Here is a 13,377-nt window from a genome sequence, read left to right on the forward strand (position 1 = left end):
TGCGGGGTTGCGAGCAGGACGCCGTTCGACGCTTCAGGTCGATGGGATGCCCTTGGTTTCGAGCGCACCATCCAGGCGCGGCACCGGGGAGAGGCCCATGTGCCGCGGCCCAGGTGGCTGCGGGACGATCAGTCGACGAGCTGATCCCAGAAGCCGAGCACGGCCGCGGCGAGCTGCGCGGGTTGTTCGAGCGGGACCAGTGTGCGTGCCCCTCCGACGGTCACCATCTGGGCACCCGGCGCGAGGGATGCCGCGCGCTGCGCATCGGCGGGGCTCCAGTCACCGCGATCGTCGGAGGCGACGAAGAGGCTCGGCACGCGGATGTCGCCGAGGCGGTCGGTCACGTCGGTGCGGTCGATGATGAACGAACGCAGCGCGAGGCTCATGCTCGCCCGCGTCGGGCGCTGCAGGCTGTCCAGCACGACCTGGAGGGTGGCGGGGGTCGAGGCGGATTCGTCGGTCAGCATCGCCTCGACGATGGCGTCGCGTACCGGTCCGACGGGACCGGCTAGCTTGAGCATCGGGTGCAGGAGACCGATCCTACGTCGCAGGTCGGGGGCGATGGGTTCGGTCGGCGAGCTGATCGCGACGAGGCTGCCGAGCGTCGCGGGATCCGTCGCCAGGTTGAGGCCGACATGACCGCCGAAGGCGTTGCCCACCCAGTCGACGGGCTCGTCTGCGCCGAGGGCGACGAGGGCGTCGCGCGCGGCATCCGCTGCTTCCGCGATCGTGGATCGACGGAGCAGGGGGTCGCTCAGCCCCAGGCCGGGCGGGTCGATGAGGACGAATCGCCTCGGGATCGCGCTTCCGTCGACGAGCAGCGGCAGGATGCGATCCCACGTGTGGCTGTCGACGAACATCGACGACCAGAGGATCGTGAGGCGCCCGGTGCCGGAGACGCGAGCGTGGAGGGCTCCGAGACGGGTGGCGATCCGCTCGGTGTGTGCAGTGGAGGTGTCCATGTTTTGACGTTAGCAAGACTAACGCCAATATGGCTAGGTTCGATGTTAGCGTGACGAATATGAATACGAGGCCGTACCGGATGACCGCGCGCGCGCGGGAGGCCGAGCTCACCGGGGAACGGATCGTGGACGCCATGCTGACGAGGCTGGCATCGACCCCCTACGAGCACGTTCGGATCGAGGACGTCGCCGCCGACGCCGGGGTGACCGGGCAGACGGTCATCCGTCGCTTCGGAACCAAGGCGGCGCTCATGAACGCGACCGTCGAACGGGAACTCGCCCGGATCGTGGCGGCGCGCGAAGCCGCGGCACATGCCTCGCCGGTCGAGACGATCCACGACCTGGTCGTGCACTACGAGCGCTACGGTGCGCTCATCCTGAAGACCTACTCCGAGTCACCTCTCGTGCCCGGGCTGCCCGAGATCACCGCACGTGGGCGGGCATTCCACGTGGATTGGTGCCGCCGGGCGTTCACGCTCCCGACACTGCCCGACCGCGAGGCAGCGAGGCGAAGCGCCCAGATCGTCGCGATCTGCGACGCCACGACCTGGCGCATCCTGCGGTTCGACGGCGGACTCGAGCCGGCCGAAACCGAACTCGCGCTCGAAGAGCTGATCCTGCCGCTGCTCGCTTAGGGATCTCGCGATCTCGCGGAAGGACCCGGCGAGACGTCGTGCATCCTCACCGGTTCCAGAGCCGCAGCTTCTCGGGGTTGCGCATGATCCAGACGCCGGAGACCCGATCGCCCTCGACCTCGAACCCCATGACCGTGTCGACCACGCCGTCGACCCCGGCCGCGAGCACGATCCCGTCGGCCGTGACGTGCGGTTCGAGCACCATGTCGGGCCGTTTCGCGACGATGCCGAGCAGGAACCTGGCCACGTGGTCGGCGCCGAGCACCGGGCGGAGCGCCGCACTCGCGAAGCCGCCTCCGTCGGAGACCAGGCGGACCTCGGGGTCGAGCACGCGCACGAGCGCGCCGAGGTCGCCGCCCGCTGCGGCCGCGAGGAAGGTCTGCACCACCTCGCGGTGCCGCGGCGCGCCCGGCGCGACCGTGCGACCCTCGCGGACGCGACGCCGCGCCGACGAGGCGAGCTGCCGGGCGGCGGCGGGCGAGCGGCCGACGACCTCCCCGATCTCGTCGAACGGCATCGCGAAGACGTCGTGCAGCACGAACGCGACCCGCTCGGCCGGCGTCATCCGCTCGAGCACGATGAGCAGCGCCGTCGAGACGGAGTCGTCGAGCGTGACCCGGTCAAGTGGGTCGGCCGTCGCGGCCGGATCGCCGAACGCGCTCGCCGGCAAGGGCTCGGGCAGCCACTCGCCGACGTACCGCTCGCGCCGCGCGCGCGCCGAGCCGAGCTGGTCGAGGCAGATGCGGCTCGCCGTCGTCGTCAGCCAGGCCGCGACGTTCTCGACCGCCGCGCGATCGGCGGGAGGCATCCGGTACCAGCGCGCGTAGGTCTCCTGGACCGCGTCCTCGGCGTCGGCGACCGTGCCGAGCATGCGGAACGCGAGGCTGAGCAGGCGCCGGCGCTCGGCGTCGAGCGCGGCCGGGTCGAAGCCGGCATCTGCCGGGTCGGCGGGGGTCATCCCTCCAGCTTTCCACCCCGATCCGGGTCCCACCTCACATTCCGGTGGCCCGCATCGTCGGACCAGGTGAGGGCGGGCGGATGCCCCGCCGCGAGAGGACACCGAACATGAAGATCGCCGTCGCCGGAGGCACCGGGCTGCTCGGCAGCCGCGTCGTCGGACTCGCGCGCGAGCGCGGGCACGAGGTCGTCGTCCTCGCGCGCTCGGCCGGGATCGACCTGCTCGGCGGCGACGCCGCCGCACGCGACCGCCTGGTCGCCGCGCTCGCGGGCGTCGACGCCGTCATCGACGTGAGCAACGTGACCACGCTGAAGGCCGACGACGCCGAGGCGTTCTTCACCGCGACGACCGGGCACCTCCTCGCGGCCGAGCAGGCCGCCGGGGTCGCCCACCACGTCGCGCTCTCGATCGTCGGCGTCGACCGCGCGCCGTACGGCTACTACGCGGGCAAGGTCGCGCAGGAGCGCGCGGTCGAGGCGGGCGCCGTCCCGTGGACGATCCTGCGGGCGACCCAGTTCCACGAGTTCGCGGGGCAGATGCTCGACCGCCTGTCGGTCGCGGGCGTCCACCTCGCGCCGAACGCACGCACGCAACCCGTCGCGGCGGGCGAGGTCGCCGCGCGACTCGTCGACCTCGCGGAGGGCGAGCCGGCGGGCCGGGTCCCCGATCTCGCGGGCCCCCGCGAGGAGCGGCTCGCCGACATGGTGCGCATGCTCGCGAAGGCGCGCGGACTCCGCGGCCCCGTGGTCGCGGTCAGCCTGCCGGGCAAGCAGATGCAGGCCATGCGACGCGGCGACGCCCTGCCGGGGCCCGGCGCGCAGCTCGGCTCGCAGTCGTACGACGAGTGGGTGCGCACCGACGCGGCGGCCGTCGCGTCCTGAGGGACGGGCGGGCGCGTTCGCTCGGGCGGCCGCGGTCGCACCTCGCCTCAGGCGGTCGGGAACACGGCGTCGAGGATGCGCCCGCGCAGCGCGTTCGCGCGCTCGGCGAAGCCGCGCTGGCGGCGCACGTACTCGGCCTTGCCCGCGGGCTCCTCGATGCGCACGGGCTCGCCGCCCCACGGCGCCATGTCGTACGGCGAGGCCCGCATGTCGAGCAGGCGGATGTCCCGCGCGAGCTCGAACGCGTCGAGGAGGAGTTCGCCCGGGACCAGCGGGCCGAGCCTCATCGCCCACTTGTAGACGTCCATGTTGGCGTGCAGGCAGCCCGGCTGCTCGAGCTCGGGCTGGGTGTCGCGCGTGGGCGCGAACCGGTTGCGGGGGGTCGCGTCCGCGGTGAAGAAGCGGTACGCGTCGATGTGCGTGCAGCGCAGGTCGTTCGACTCGACGACCTCGTCGGTCGCCGCCTGCCCGAGCCGGAGCGGCACGGAGTGCCGGTGCTCGGCTTGGCGGTACACCATCGCCCACTCGTGGAGCCCGAAGCAGCCGAAGGCCGCGGGTCGCGCGGCCGTGAGGCGGAGCATCCGCTCGATCGCGTGCAGCAGCGGCGCCTTCTCGTCGCGCATCGCGTCCGCGTCGACGATGAGCGAGCCGGGCGTCGCGCCCGCCGCGTACCAGCGCCAGCCCGCGCGCGGGTCGCCGGATGCCTCGGCGAGTTCGACGCCCGCGCCGGGATGCCACCGACGGAGCAGGCTCGGCGAGTACGAGTAGTAGGTGAAGAGGAAGTCCTCGATGGGATGCTTCTCCCCGCGCGCCGCGCGGGCGCGGTGGCCGGCCGTGAGCGCGTCGGCGCGCTCGGCGTGCGCGTGCTCGCGGGCGCGCCAGTCGTCGGCGGCGAGCACGGCGTGCGCGCGCTCGGCGACGGTCGGGGCGGCGGCGGGCATGCTCCGAGGATAGGCCGCGCGGCTGGGCGGGATCCGGGTGCCCGAGATTCCCCAGTGCGCGTCAGGCGTCGAACGGGCAGACTGGGCCCATGAGTGGGGGATTCGACGACTACCTGGACGAGCGCAAGCCGACGAAGTGGCTGGACGAGGAGCAGTGCTGGCAGCGGATCGAGGGGGCGCCGTACGGGCGACTCGCGACCGCGGTCGGCAGCGAGCCGGACCTCTTCCCGGTGAACCACCGCGTCGACGACGACCGGTCCATCGTGTTCCGGACCTCGCCGGGCTCGAAGCTGCTGCAGATCCTCATCGATGCGCGCGTGGCGTTCGAGGTCGACGGCTACGACGACGAGGAGGTGTGGAGCGTGGTCGTCAAGGGGTTCGCGGCCGAGGTCCTCGAGAACGAGGAGGTCGCCGGCGCGTCCACGCTCGGCGTCGATCCGTGGACTCCGGAGGCCCAGCAGAAGGACCGCTGGGTCCGGATCTTCCCGCGCGAGGTCACGGGCCGCTCGTTCGAGCGCCCACGGGAGGACTGATCGTCCGCCGCGGCGCGGGGGTGCCGCGGCGGCGATGACCTCAGCAGGCGAGCGCCGTCCGGAGCGCGCGCGTCTGCTCGTCGTGGAACGAGCGCGAGACCCCGGCGTTGCGGTACACCGCGTCGAACCCGTGGAACGCGCCGTCGACGACGTGGAAGTCGCACGCGACGCCCGCCTCCCGCAGCCGGCGCGCGTACTCGACGTCCTCGTCGTGGAACAGGTCGAGCGAGCCGACGCCGATCCACGCGGGCGGCAGGCCCCGGAGGTCCTCGCGCCGGGCGGGCGCCGCGTACGGCGAGACGTCGGGCGAGCCCGGTTCCGCACCGAGGTAGGAGGCCCAGCCGAGCCGGTTCTGCGCGCGACCCCAGACCCGGACATGGCGGGTGTCGAGGTCGGTGCGCAGCACCGTGCGGTCGTCGAGCATGGGATACACGAGCAGCTGGAACGCGGGCCGGACGACGCCGCGATCGTGGGCGTAGAGCGCGAGCGAGGCCGCGAGTCCGCCGCCGGCGCTCGCGCCGCCGACCGCGATCCGCTCGGCGTCGACGCCGAGTTCGCCGGCGTGGGCGAAGAGCCATTCGAGCGCGGCGTACGCGTCCTCGACGGCGGCGGGCGACGGATGCTCCGGCGCGAGCCGGTACTTCGGGGCGACGACGACGATGCCGAGCTTCCGCACGAACGCGAGGCTCGACGCCTCGTCCTGGAGGGGGCTGCCGATGAGGTAGCCGCCGCCGTGGGTCCAGAGCAGCGCGGGGATCGGGGCATCCGCCGCCGTCGCACCGGCCGGCCGGTAGACGCGGAGCCGGACCGCGGGACCGCCGTCGGTGCCGGGCACCTCGACGTCCTCGATCAGGACGTCGGCGGGCGCGGGCTTGGGTCGTGGTTCGACGCGCATCAGGCGAAGGATCGGCAGCCAGGCGGGGATCGACGGCATGAAGCGTCCGCCGCGCAGGTCGGGGTGGTAGACCGACATGATTCCTCCTCGAATCGTCGGCAAGCGGGGGTGAGCCGTAGCCTACACCGGACATCGGTGTCCGATGACCCGGCGCGGCCACGCGGGTCGGCGGGCTCTGCCAGCATGGTGGGATGCCTCGCATCGGAGCGATCTACCAGCCCGCCTTCCCGCCCGAGCGGTTCCGCGCCGCCGTCCTCGCCGCCGAGGCGGCCGGGGTGCCCGAACTCTGGCTCTGGGAGGACTGCTTCCGGCAGGGCGCCTACTCGGCCGCCGGCGCGGCGCTCGCATTGACCGACCGCCTGAGGGTCGGCATCGGGATCGCGCCGATGCCGCTGCGGAACGTCGCGCTCGCCGCCATGGAGACGGCGAGCCTCGAGCGGATGTTCCCCGGCCGCGTCGTGCCGGGGTTCGGGCACGGGGTCCTCGACTGGATGGGCCAGGTCGGCGCTCGCGTCGCGTCGCCGCTCGGCCTCATGCGCGAGTACGTGCCCGCGCTCCGGGCCCTGCTCGCGGGCGAGGAGGTGAACACGTCGGGCACGTACGTGTCACTCGATCGCGTGCGACTCGACTGGCCGCCGGCGTCGTCGCCGGCCGTCCACGCCGCAGCCGAGGGCCCGAAGACGCTCCGCCTGGCGGGTGAGCTCGCGGACGGCATCGTGATCCCCGCGGGCAAGTCGCCCGAGCAGATCGCCGACGCCGTCGCGATCGCGCAGGCCGGGCGGGATGCCGCGGGCCGCGCGGGCGCGCCCGAGATCGTCATCTTCCTGCTCACGGCGTTCGGCGGCGCGGACGCCGAGACCCGGGCCCTCGAGGACCTGCGGCCGTGGCATCCCGAGGCCGATCGCGCGCGCATCGCGGTCGGCGACCCCGCTGGGGTCGCCGCGGACGTCGCCCGCTTCGCGGCGGCCGGCGCGACCGCCGTCATCCTGCAGCCCACGGCCGACGAGCCCGACATCGAGGGGTTCTACCGGTCGGTCGGCGAGGTCGCCGCGCTCGTCGGGTGACCTCCCAGGTCCCGCCCGGGCCCCGGGCGGGATGTCGGACGCCGGTGGGAGACTGGCGTGGTGCTGCTGGGGGATGTGGTGCAGGCTGCCGACGCGGTGGCGTCGACGCGGTCGCGCCTGGCGAAGGTCGACGCGCTCGCGGGCCTGTTCGCGCGCCTCGCGCCGGAGGAGATCGCGCCCACCGTCGGCTTCCTCGTGGGCAAGCCCCGGCAGGGCCGCATCGGCGTCGGCTGGCGCGGGATCGGCGCCGCGATGGGCGACCCGGTCGACGAGCCGACGCTCGGCGTGCTCGACGTCGACGCCGCGTTCGAACGGCTCGCGTCGGTCGAGGCCGGCACGGGGTCGTCCGGGGAACGCGCCGCGGCGCTGCGCGACCTGACCGGGCGCGCGACCGCGGCCGAACAGGACTTCCTCGCCCGGGTCATCCTCGGCGAACTCCGCACGGGCGCGCTCGAGGGCGTGCTCGTCGACGCGGTCGCGCGGGCAGCCGACCGCCCGGTCGTCGCCGTCCGCCGGGCGGCGATGCTCTCGGGCGACCTCGGCGAGACCGCCCGGCTGGCGCTCACCGGATCGGCGGCCGAGCTCGACGCCGTCGGGCTGGTCGTCGGCCGGCCCGTACTGCCCATGCTCGCGGCCTCCGCGCCGACCGTCGCCGCGGCGATCGAGTCGACCGGCGAGGCATCCGTGGAGTTCAAGTTCGACGGCGCGCGCATCCAGGCGCACCGCCGTGGCGACGAGGTGCGCGTGTACACGCGGAACCTCGCCGACATCACGCACCGGCTGCCCGAGGTGGTCGACGTCGTGCGCTCGTTCCCGGTCGAGTCGGTCATCCTCGACGGCGAGACGCTCTCGCTCGACGAGGACGGCGGGCCGCGTCCGTTCCAGGAGACGATGTCCCGGTTCGGCGCGGATGCCTCGCGCGAAGCGCTGCTGCACCCGTGGTTCTTCGACGTCCTGCACGTCGACGGACGCGACCTGCTCGACGAGCCGCTCGCCGCCCGGCTGGCCGAACTCGAGCGGATCGCACCCGACCATCGCGTGCCCGGCGTCGTCACCGCCGACGCCGGGATCGCCGAGGGCGTGTCACGCGACGCGCTCGCGGCCGGGCACGAGGGCGTCGTCGTCAAGGCGATCGGCTCGCCCTACGCGGCGGGCCGGCGGGGTGCGAGCTGGATCAAGGTGAAACCCGTGCACACGTACGACCTCGTCGTGCTCGCGTGCGAATGGGGGTCGGGCCGGCGCACCGGCTGGCTGTCGAACCTGCACCTCGGCGCACTCGACCCCGACGGGGAGTTCGGCGAACCGGGCGGCTTCGTGATGGTCGGCAAGACCTTCAAGGGCCTGACCGACGAATTGCTGCGCTGGCAGACCGAGCGCTTCCCCGAGATCGAGGTGCGCCGCACGCCGCACGCGGTCTTCGTCGCGCCGATCACGGTCGTCGAGATCGCGATCGACGGCGTCCAGCGCTCGAGCCGGTATCCCGGGGGCGTCGCGCTGCGCTTCGCGCGCGTGAAGCGCTATCGCGACGACAAGCGCCCGGAGGAGGCCGACACGATCGGCACGCTCCGGGCCCTGCTGCGCGGCTGATCCCGGCTCGTCCGGCGAGGGTCGTTCGCCGAGCCGGGTGATGCCCGGGCGTGCGCGGAGCCGGGTGGATGCCCGGGGCGGGCGCGGAGTCGGGCCGGGCCGGGTCGGGTTGCGTCGATTCGTGGCATCCCGTTCGACGATGTCGCCCGAATCGACCTGGCGTCCCACGCGTGGCATCGATTCATGGACCCTCGCACGGCGATGTCGCGCAGACCGTCGGAATCGGTTCGCGGGTGGTCGATCCGTGCGACATCGCGGGGGCGCCCGACGGGTGGCCGGATCGGTGCGGAGCCGGATCGGCGGGGAAACGAGCATGGGACGGGCAGGGGATGGGACCCGGCCTAGTGGTAGCGCCCCGAGTACGCGTTGAGCGCCGGCTGGCCGCCGAGGTGGGCGTAGAGCACGTTCGCGTCCTTCGGGATCTCGCCGCTCGTGACGAGGTCGATGAGTCCGGCCATCGACTTGCCCTCGTACACCGGGTCGAGGATGACTCCCTCGAGCGAGCCGACGAGCCGCATGGCGGCATCCGTCGACTCGACCGGGATGCCGTAGAAGTCGCCGGCCCATCCCTCGAGCACGGTGATCTCGTCGTCGCGGAGCTCGCGCCCGACGCCGATGAGGTCGGCTGTGCGACGGGCGATGCGCCCGACCTGGTCGCGCGTCTCGTCCGCCTTCGCCGAGGCGTCGATGCCGATCACCCGGCGCGGGCGCCCGCCGAAGTGCTGCTCGAGGTCGGCGAAGCCGGCGATCATGCCGGCATGCGTCGACCCGGTGACCGAGCACACGACGATCGTGTCGAAGAACACGCCCAGCGCGCGCTCCTGCTCGGCGACCTCATGCGCCCAGTTCGCGAACCCGAGGCCGCCGAGCGGGTGGTCGGATGCCCCGGCCGGAATGGCGTACGGCGTGCCGCCCGCCGCTTCGACGTCGGCGATCGCGTCCTTCCACGAGTCGCGGAAGCCGATGCTGAAGCCCGCCGGCGAGAGCCGCACGTCGGCGCCCATGAGGCGCGAGAGCATGATGTTGCCGACACGGTCGTTCACCGAGTCGGGCCAGTCGACCCAGTGCTCCTGGACGAGCACGGCCTTGAGGCCGAGGTGCGCGGCGACCGCGGCGACCTGGCGGGTGTGGTTCGACTGCACGCCGCCGATCGAGACGAGCGTGTCGGCGCCGCGCGCGAGCGCGTCGGGCACGAGGTACTCGAGCTTGCGCACCTTGTTGCCGCCGTAGGCGAGGCCGCTCGAGACATCCTCTCGCTTCATCCAGATGCGGGCGCCGCCGAGGTGGTCGCTCAGGCGCGCGACCGGATGGATCGGGCTCGGCCCGAACGTCAGCGGATGCCGGGGGAAGTCGGCGAGGGCCATGGTGCTCCTTCGGTGGGGGTGGGATCGTCGAGGTGCAGGAGCCGACCGAGCGTCGACCAGTTCTCGCGCGTCGCGGCCGCGGCGTCGTCGGCGAGACCGGCGCCGCAGAGCGCGATGATGCGGTCGTGGTCGGCGACCGAGCCGCGACCGGCCAAGGAACCGAACCGGGCGTGCTCGAGGCGGCGGAGGAGCGGCGTCACCTGCTCGAGCAGTGCGGGCAGCAGCGGGTTCGCGCTCGCGCGCACGGCGACCGCGTGGAAGGCGTCGTCGGCGCCGATCGCCGATTCCACGTCCCCGGCGTCGAGGGCGTCGGCGAAGCGCGCGTTCGCCGCGCGCATCTCCTCGAGGTCGGCGTCGGTGAGCTGGGGCACCGCGTCGCGTACGGCGAGTTCGTGCAGCGAGGCGGCGATGCGCTGCGCGGCGAGGGCCGATCGCGCGTCGAGCGGCGCGACGACCGTCTGCTTCGCCCGGCGCGTCTGCACGAGGCCGGCCTGCTCGAGCCGGGCGATCGCCTCGCGGATGGGGGTCCGGCTGACGCCGAGCCACGCCTCGAGTTCGGGATCGCGCAGCCGTTCGCCGGGAGCGAACGCGCCGCTCACGATCGCGTCGCGCAGCGCCGCGTAGGCGTAGTCGCGCAGCGAGCGGGGTCGTTCAGCGCGAAGGGCGGGCAGCGGCATGCAATATATTGCAGCCCACGGCTGGCGCCCGCGTCAACCCCCGAGGCGACGCAACGGCACTACGCAGCGCCCCTCAGGCCCCGCGGCGACGGGCGGGCCGACGGGCGGCACGACGGGCGGCACGCCCGGCGACTTCACAGTGTGCTCCCATGCGGAACCGATAGGCTGATGGAATCTTCAGCGGGCGGTTGCCTGCGAACCCCGGCTGGGAAGTCGATGACGAGCTGGGACGTGCAGACATCTCCTCCACCGAAACCTTCGGTGCGGTCCGGGCGACGAAGCCCCGGACCGGATCCCCGGATCTCACCCGCAGCTACACCGCCCTGTCCAGGGTGGTTCGAGAGTCGGGGCTCCTGAACCGCACGCGCTGGTTCTACGCCGTGCTCATCACGGTGTTGGCCCTCGCGCTCGGCGGCGCCATCACCGGGTTCATCCTGCTCGGCGACTCGTGGTTCCAGCTGCTCATGGCGGGCGCGCTCGGGATCATCTTCACGCAGTTCGCGTTCCTCGCCCACGAGGCCTCGCACCGCCAGGTGCTCGAGTCCGGGCCGGCGAACGATCGCGTGGGGCGGATCCTCGCCGCGGGCGTCGTCGGCATCAGCTACTCGTGGTGGATGACCAAGCACACGCGCCACCACGCGAACCCGAACAAGCTCGGCAAGGACCCCGACATCGAGTTCGACACGATCTCGTTCGTCGAGACGGATGCCGCGAAGCAGCGCGGCCTCCTCGCACTCATCACACGTCGGCAGGGCTGGCTGTTCTTCCCGCTGCTCACGCTCGAGGGCCTGAACCTGCACTACCGGTCGATGGGCACGCTCTTCGCCCGCGGGCCCGTGAAGGGCCGCTGGATCGAGCTCGGCCTCATCGCAGCCCGGTTCGCGATCTACCTCGGCGCGATCTTCTGGGTCCTCCCGCTCGGCATGGCGTTCGCGTTCCTCGGCGTGCAGCTCGCGGTCTTCGGCGTCTACATGGGGGCGTCGTTCGCGCCGAACCACAAGGGCATGCCGATCATCCCCGCCGACGCGAAGCTCGACTTCCTCTCGAAGCAGGTCCTCACCTCGCGCAACGTCTCGGGTGGCTGGTGGGCCAGCGCGCTGCTCGGCGGCCTGAACTACCAGGTGGAGCACCACCTCTTCCCGAACATGCCCCGCCCGCACCTCGCCCAGGCGCGCGAGATCGTGCGCGAGTACTGCCGCACCCTCGACGTGCCCTACACCGAGACCACGCTGCTGCGGTCGTACGGCATCGTCATCCGCTACCTGAACCGCGTCGGACTCGCTGCGCGCGACCCGTTCGACTGCCCCATGGTCAACCGGTTCCGCCGGGTCTGATCGACCGTGCGCCCCGGCGCACCCCCCAACTTCCGTCGGCGGACATCGCCGACGGAGCAACGCACGACTGGGTCGTGCACGTCGCAGCCGCTTCAGCGGCTCGGCTCTACAGAAGGAAATGAAACATGGCTACCGGAACCGTCAAGTGGTTCAACGCCGACAAGGGCTTCGGCTTCATCACCCCGGACGACGGCACCGCCGACGTCTTCGCGCACTTCAGCGCGATCGCGGCGGGCGGCTTCCGCTCGCTCGACGAGAACCAGAAGGTCGAATTCGACGTCGCCCGCGGCCCCAAGGGCATGCAGGCCGAGAACATCCGCGTCATCGCGTAGTCCTCGCAGCTCCTGATCGGCGGCTCGCCGCCGATCGATGAACGGATGCCGCCGCGTGCCCCTCGGGGTGCCGCCGCGGCATCCGTTTCCTGTTTCCGCCGGCGCGTCGACGCCGGACCCTCCCCTCGCGCCGGGTCGCGCTGCGTCGAGCGTCGGCGGCGGCCCACGGCACGCGGGCTACGCTGAACGGATGCCCCGCCGCGAAGCCTTCTCCGCGTACCTGTTCGTCTCGTTCGCCGGCGAGGCGACCGACGACGCCGAGCGGATCCGCTTCGCGGTGAGCGACGGCGACGACCCGACCAGGTGGATCGACCTGAACCGCGGTGCGGCGATCCTCGAGTCCGAACTCGGCGAGCGCGGGCTCCGCGACCCGTTCATCGTGCGCGGCCCGGCACCGGACGGCGGGGACCGGTTCTTCCTCCTCGCGACGGACCTCAAGGTCCACCCCGCCGTCGATTTCGCGCGCGCGCAGCAGACCGGCAGCCGTTCGATCATGGTGTGGGAGTCGGACGACCTCGTGCACTGGTCGCCGCAGCGCGCCGCAGCACTCGCGCCCGACGGCGCCGGCAACGCGTGGGCACCCGAGGCGACCTGGGACGAGGCATCCGGCGAGTACGTCGTGTACTGGGCGTCGGCGACCTACCCGGTCGCGCAACATCCGGACGACCGGGACATCCGCACGTCGTACCAGCGCATGTTCTTCGCGACGACGCGCGACTTCCGGTCGTTCTCGCCCGCACGCCTGTGGATCGACGAGCCGCAGGGGGCCGGGCTCGGCATGATCGACTCGGCCGTCGCGTTCGACGCGGGCGTCTTCCACCGGTTCACCAAGGACGAGTCCTACATGGGCATGCGGCAGGAGTCCTCGCCCGACCTGCGCCGCACGCAGGGCGTCGAGACCGGCGACGGCTGGACGCTCGTCGCCGAGCGCGTCGGCTTCGGGCAGCCGAACCCGTGGGGCGGCGAGTTCACCGCGGGCGAGGGCCCGAGCGTGTTCCGTTCGAACACGGGCGACCGCTGGTACCTCCTGCAGGACCAGCCCGAGTACCACGGCGGGCACGGGTACGTGCTCTTCGAGACCGCCTCGCTCGCCACGCCCGACTGGCGGATCGTGCAGGATGCCTCGCTCCCGGCGAGCCCGAGGCACGGCACCGTCATCCCGATCACCGAGACCGAGCGACAGGCGCTGCTCGCGGCCTACCCGCCGGCCTGAC

General features: G+C 72.8%; 14 protein-coding genes. 8 read left to right on the forward strand and 6 right to left on the reverse strand.

The annotated features are described in order from the left end of the window. Window positions 1–128 precede the first annotated feature (128 nt). A complete protein-coding gene (locus tag ACDF64_RS09320) occupies window positions 129–962 on the reverse strand; it encodes an alpha/beta fold hydrolase (RefSeq protein ID WP_394550665.1) in 834 nt (277 codons plus the stop codon). Window positions 963–1,021: 59 nt separating this feature from the next. On the opposite strand from ACDF64_RS09320, the gene ACDF64_RS09325 reads away from it, so the two are divergent. After that, entirely contained in the window at window positions 1,022–1,597 is a 576-nt protein-coding gene (locus ACDF64_RS09325) for a TetR/AcrR family transcriptional regulator (RefSeq protein ID WP_394550666.1), read from the forward strand. A gap of 46 nt (window positions 1,598–1,643) precedes the next feature. Here ACDF64_RS09325 and sigJ read toward each other — a convergent pair whose 3' ends face one another. Then, window positions 1,644–2,555 carry an RNA polymerase sigma factor SigJ gene (gene sigJ, locus ACDF64_RS09330; protein ID WP_394550668.1) on the reverse strand — a complete coding sequence of 304 codons (912 nt, stop codon included), beginning with the start codon at window positions 2,553–2,555 and terminating at the stop codon, window positions 1,644–1,646. Window positions 2,556–2,662: 107 nt separating this feature from the next. Here sigJ and ACDF64_RS09335 point away from each other — a divergent pair, with 107 nt between their 5' ends. After that, entirely contained in the window at window positions 2,663–3,436 is a 774-nt protein-coding gene (locus ACDF64_RS09335; protein ID WP_394550669.1) for an SDR family oxidoreductase, read from the forward strand. 47 nt (window positions 3,437–3,483) lie between these two features. Here ACDF64_RS09335 and ACDF64_RS09340 read toward each other — a convergent pair whose 3' ends face one another. Then, on the reverse strand, window positions 3,484–4,377 hold the full coding sequence (locus ACDF64_RS09340; protein WP_394550670.1) for a 3-methyladenine DNA glycosylase: 894 nt from the start codon (window positions 4,375–4,377) through the stop codon (window positions 3,484–3,486). Between the two features lie 89 nt (window positions 4,378–4,466). Between ACDF64_RS09340 and ACDF64_RS09345 the strand changes: the two genes are divergently transcribed. After that, a complete protein-coding gene (locus ACDF64_RS09345) occupies window positions 4,467–4,910 on the forward strand; it encodes a pyridoxamine 5'-phosphate oxidase family protein (RefSeq protein ID WP_394550671.1) in 444 nt (147 codons plus the stop codon). A gap of 40 nt (window positions 4,911–4,950) precedes the next feature. On the opposite strand, the gene ACDF64_RS09350 is transcribed toward ACDF64_RS09345, so the two are convergent. Next, window positions 4,951–5,883: an alpha/beta hydrolase gene (locus tag ACDF64_RS09350; protein ID WP_394550673.1), complete on the reverse strand. Its 933-nt coding sequence runs from the start codon at window positions 5,881–5,883 to the stop codon at window positions 4,951–4,953. A gap of 113 nt (window positions 5,884–5,996) precedes the next feature. Here ACDF64_RS09350 and ACDF64_RS09355 point away from each other — a divergent pair, with 113 nt between their 5' ends. Both ACDF64_RS09355 and ACDF64_RS09360 read left to right on the forward strand, forming a co-directional pair. Next, on the forward strand, window positions 5,997–6,869 hold the full coding sequence (locus ACDF64_RS09355) for an LLM class flavin-dependent oxidoreductase (RefSeq protein ID WP_394550674.1): 873 nt from the start codon (window positions 5,997–5,999) through the stop codon (window positions 6,867–6,869). Between the two features lie 60 nt (window positions 6,870–6,929). Beyond that, complete coding sequence (locus tag ACDF64_RS09360; RefSeq protein ID WP_394550676.1) at window positions 6,930–8,456, forward strand: ATP-dependent DNA ligase; 1,527 nt, start codon at window positions 6,930–6,932, stop codon at window positions 8,454–8,456. A gap of 341 nt (window positions 8,457–8,797) precedes the next feature. On the opposite strand, the gene ACDF64_RS09365 is transcribed toward ACDF64_RS09360, so the two are convergent. Together ACDF64_RS09365 and ACDF64_RS09370 are read right to left on the reverse strand one after the other, a co-directional pair. After that, entirely contained in the window at window positions 8,798–9,820 is a 1,023-nt protein-coding gene (locus ACDF64_RS09365; RefSeq protein WP_394550678.1) for a 1-aminocyclopropane-1-carboxylate deaminase, read from the reverse strand. Then, window positions 9,787–10,497 carry a GntR family transcriptional regulator gene (locus ACDF64_RS09370; protein ID WP_394550680.1) on the reverse strand — a complete coding sequence of 237 codons (711 nt, stop codon included), beginning with the start codon at window positions 10,495–10,497 and terminating at the stop codon, window positions 9,787–9,789. The genes ACDF64_RS09365 and ACDF64_RS09370 overlap by 34 nt, the downstream gene beginning before the upstream one ends. A gap of 239 nt (window positions 10,498–10,736) precedes the next feature. Here ACDF64_RS09370 and ACDF64_RS09375 point away from each other — a divergent pair, with 239 nt between their 5' ends. The 3 genes from ACDF64_RS09375 to ACDF64_RS09385 all read left to right on the forward strand — a co-directional run bounded on the left by ACDF64_RS09375 (window position 10,737) and on the right by ACDF64_RS09385 (window position 13,376). Further along, on the forward strand, window positions 10,737–11,831 hold the full coding sequence (locus ACDF64_RS09375) for a fatty acid desaturase family protein (protein WP_394555094.1): 1,095 nt from the start codon (window positions 10,737–10,739) through the stop codon (window positions 11,829–11,831). A 125-nt stretch (window positions 11,832–11,956) separates the two neighbouring features. Next, window positions 11,957–12,163 (forward strand): cold-shock protein, encoded by a 207-nt coding sequence (locus ACDF64_RS09380; RefSeq protein WP_394550682.1) that lies wholly within the window; start codon window positions 11,957–11,959, stop codon window positions 12,161–12,163. A 190-nt stretch (window positions 12,164–12,353) separates the two neighbouring features. Continuing rightward, window positions 12,354–13,376 (forward strand): glycoside hydrolase family 43 protein, encoded by a 1,023-nt coding sequence (locus ACDF64_RS09385; protein WP_394550684.1) that lies wholly within the window; start codon window positions 12,354–12,356, stop codon window positions 13,374–13,376. Window position 13,377: the final 1 nt, after the last annotated feature.

Origin of the sequence: Agromyces sp. MMS24-JH15, assembly GCF_043518605.1 — a bacterium.
In the GTDB taxonomy this organism is placed as follows: Bacteria; Actinomycetota; Actinomycetes; order Actinomycetales; family Microbacteriaceae; genus Agromyces.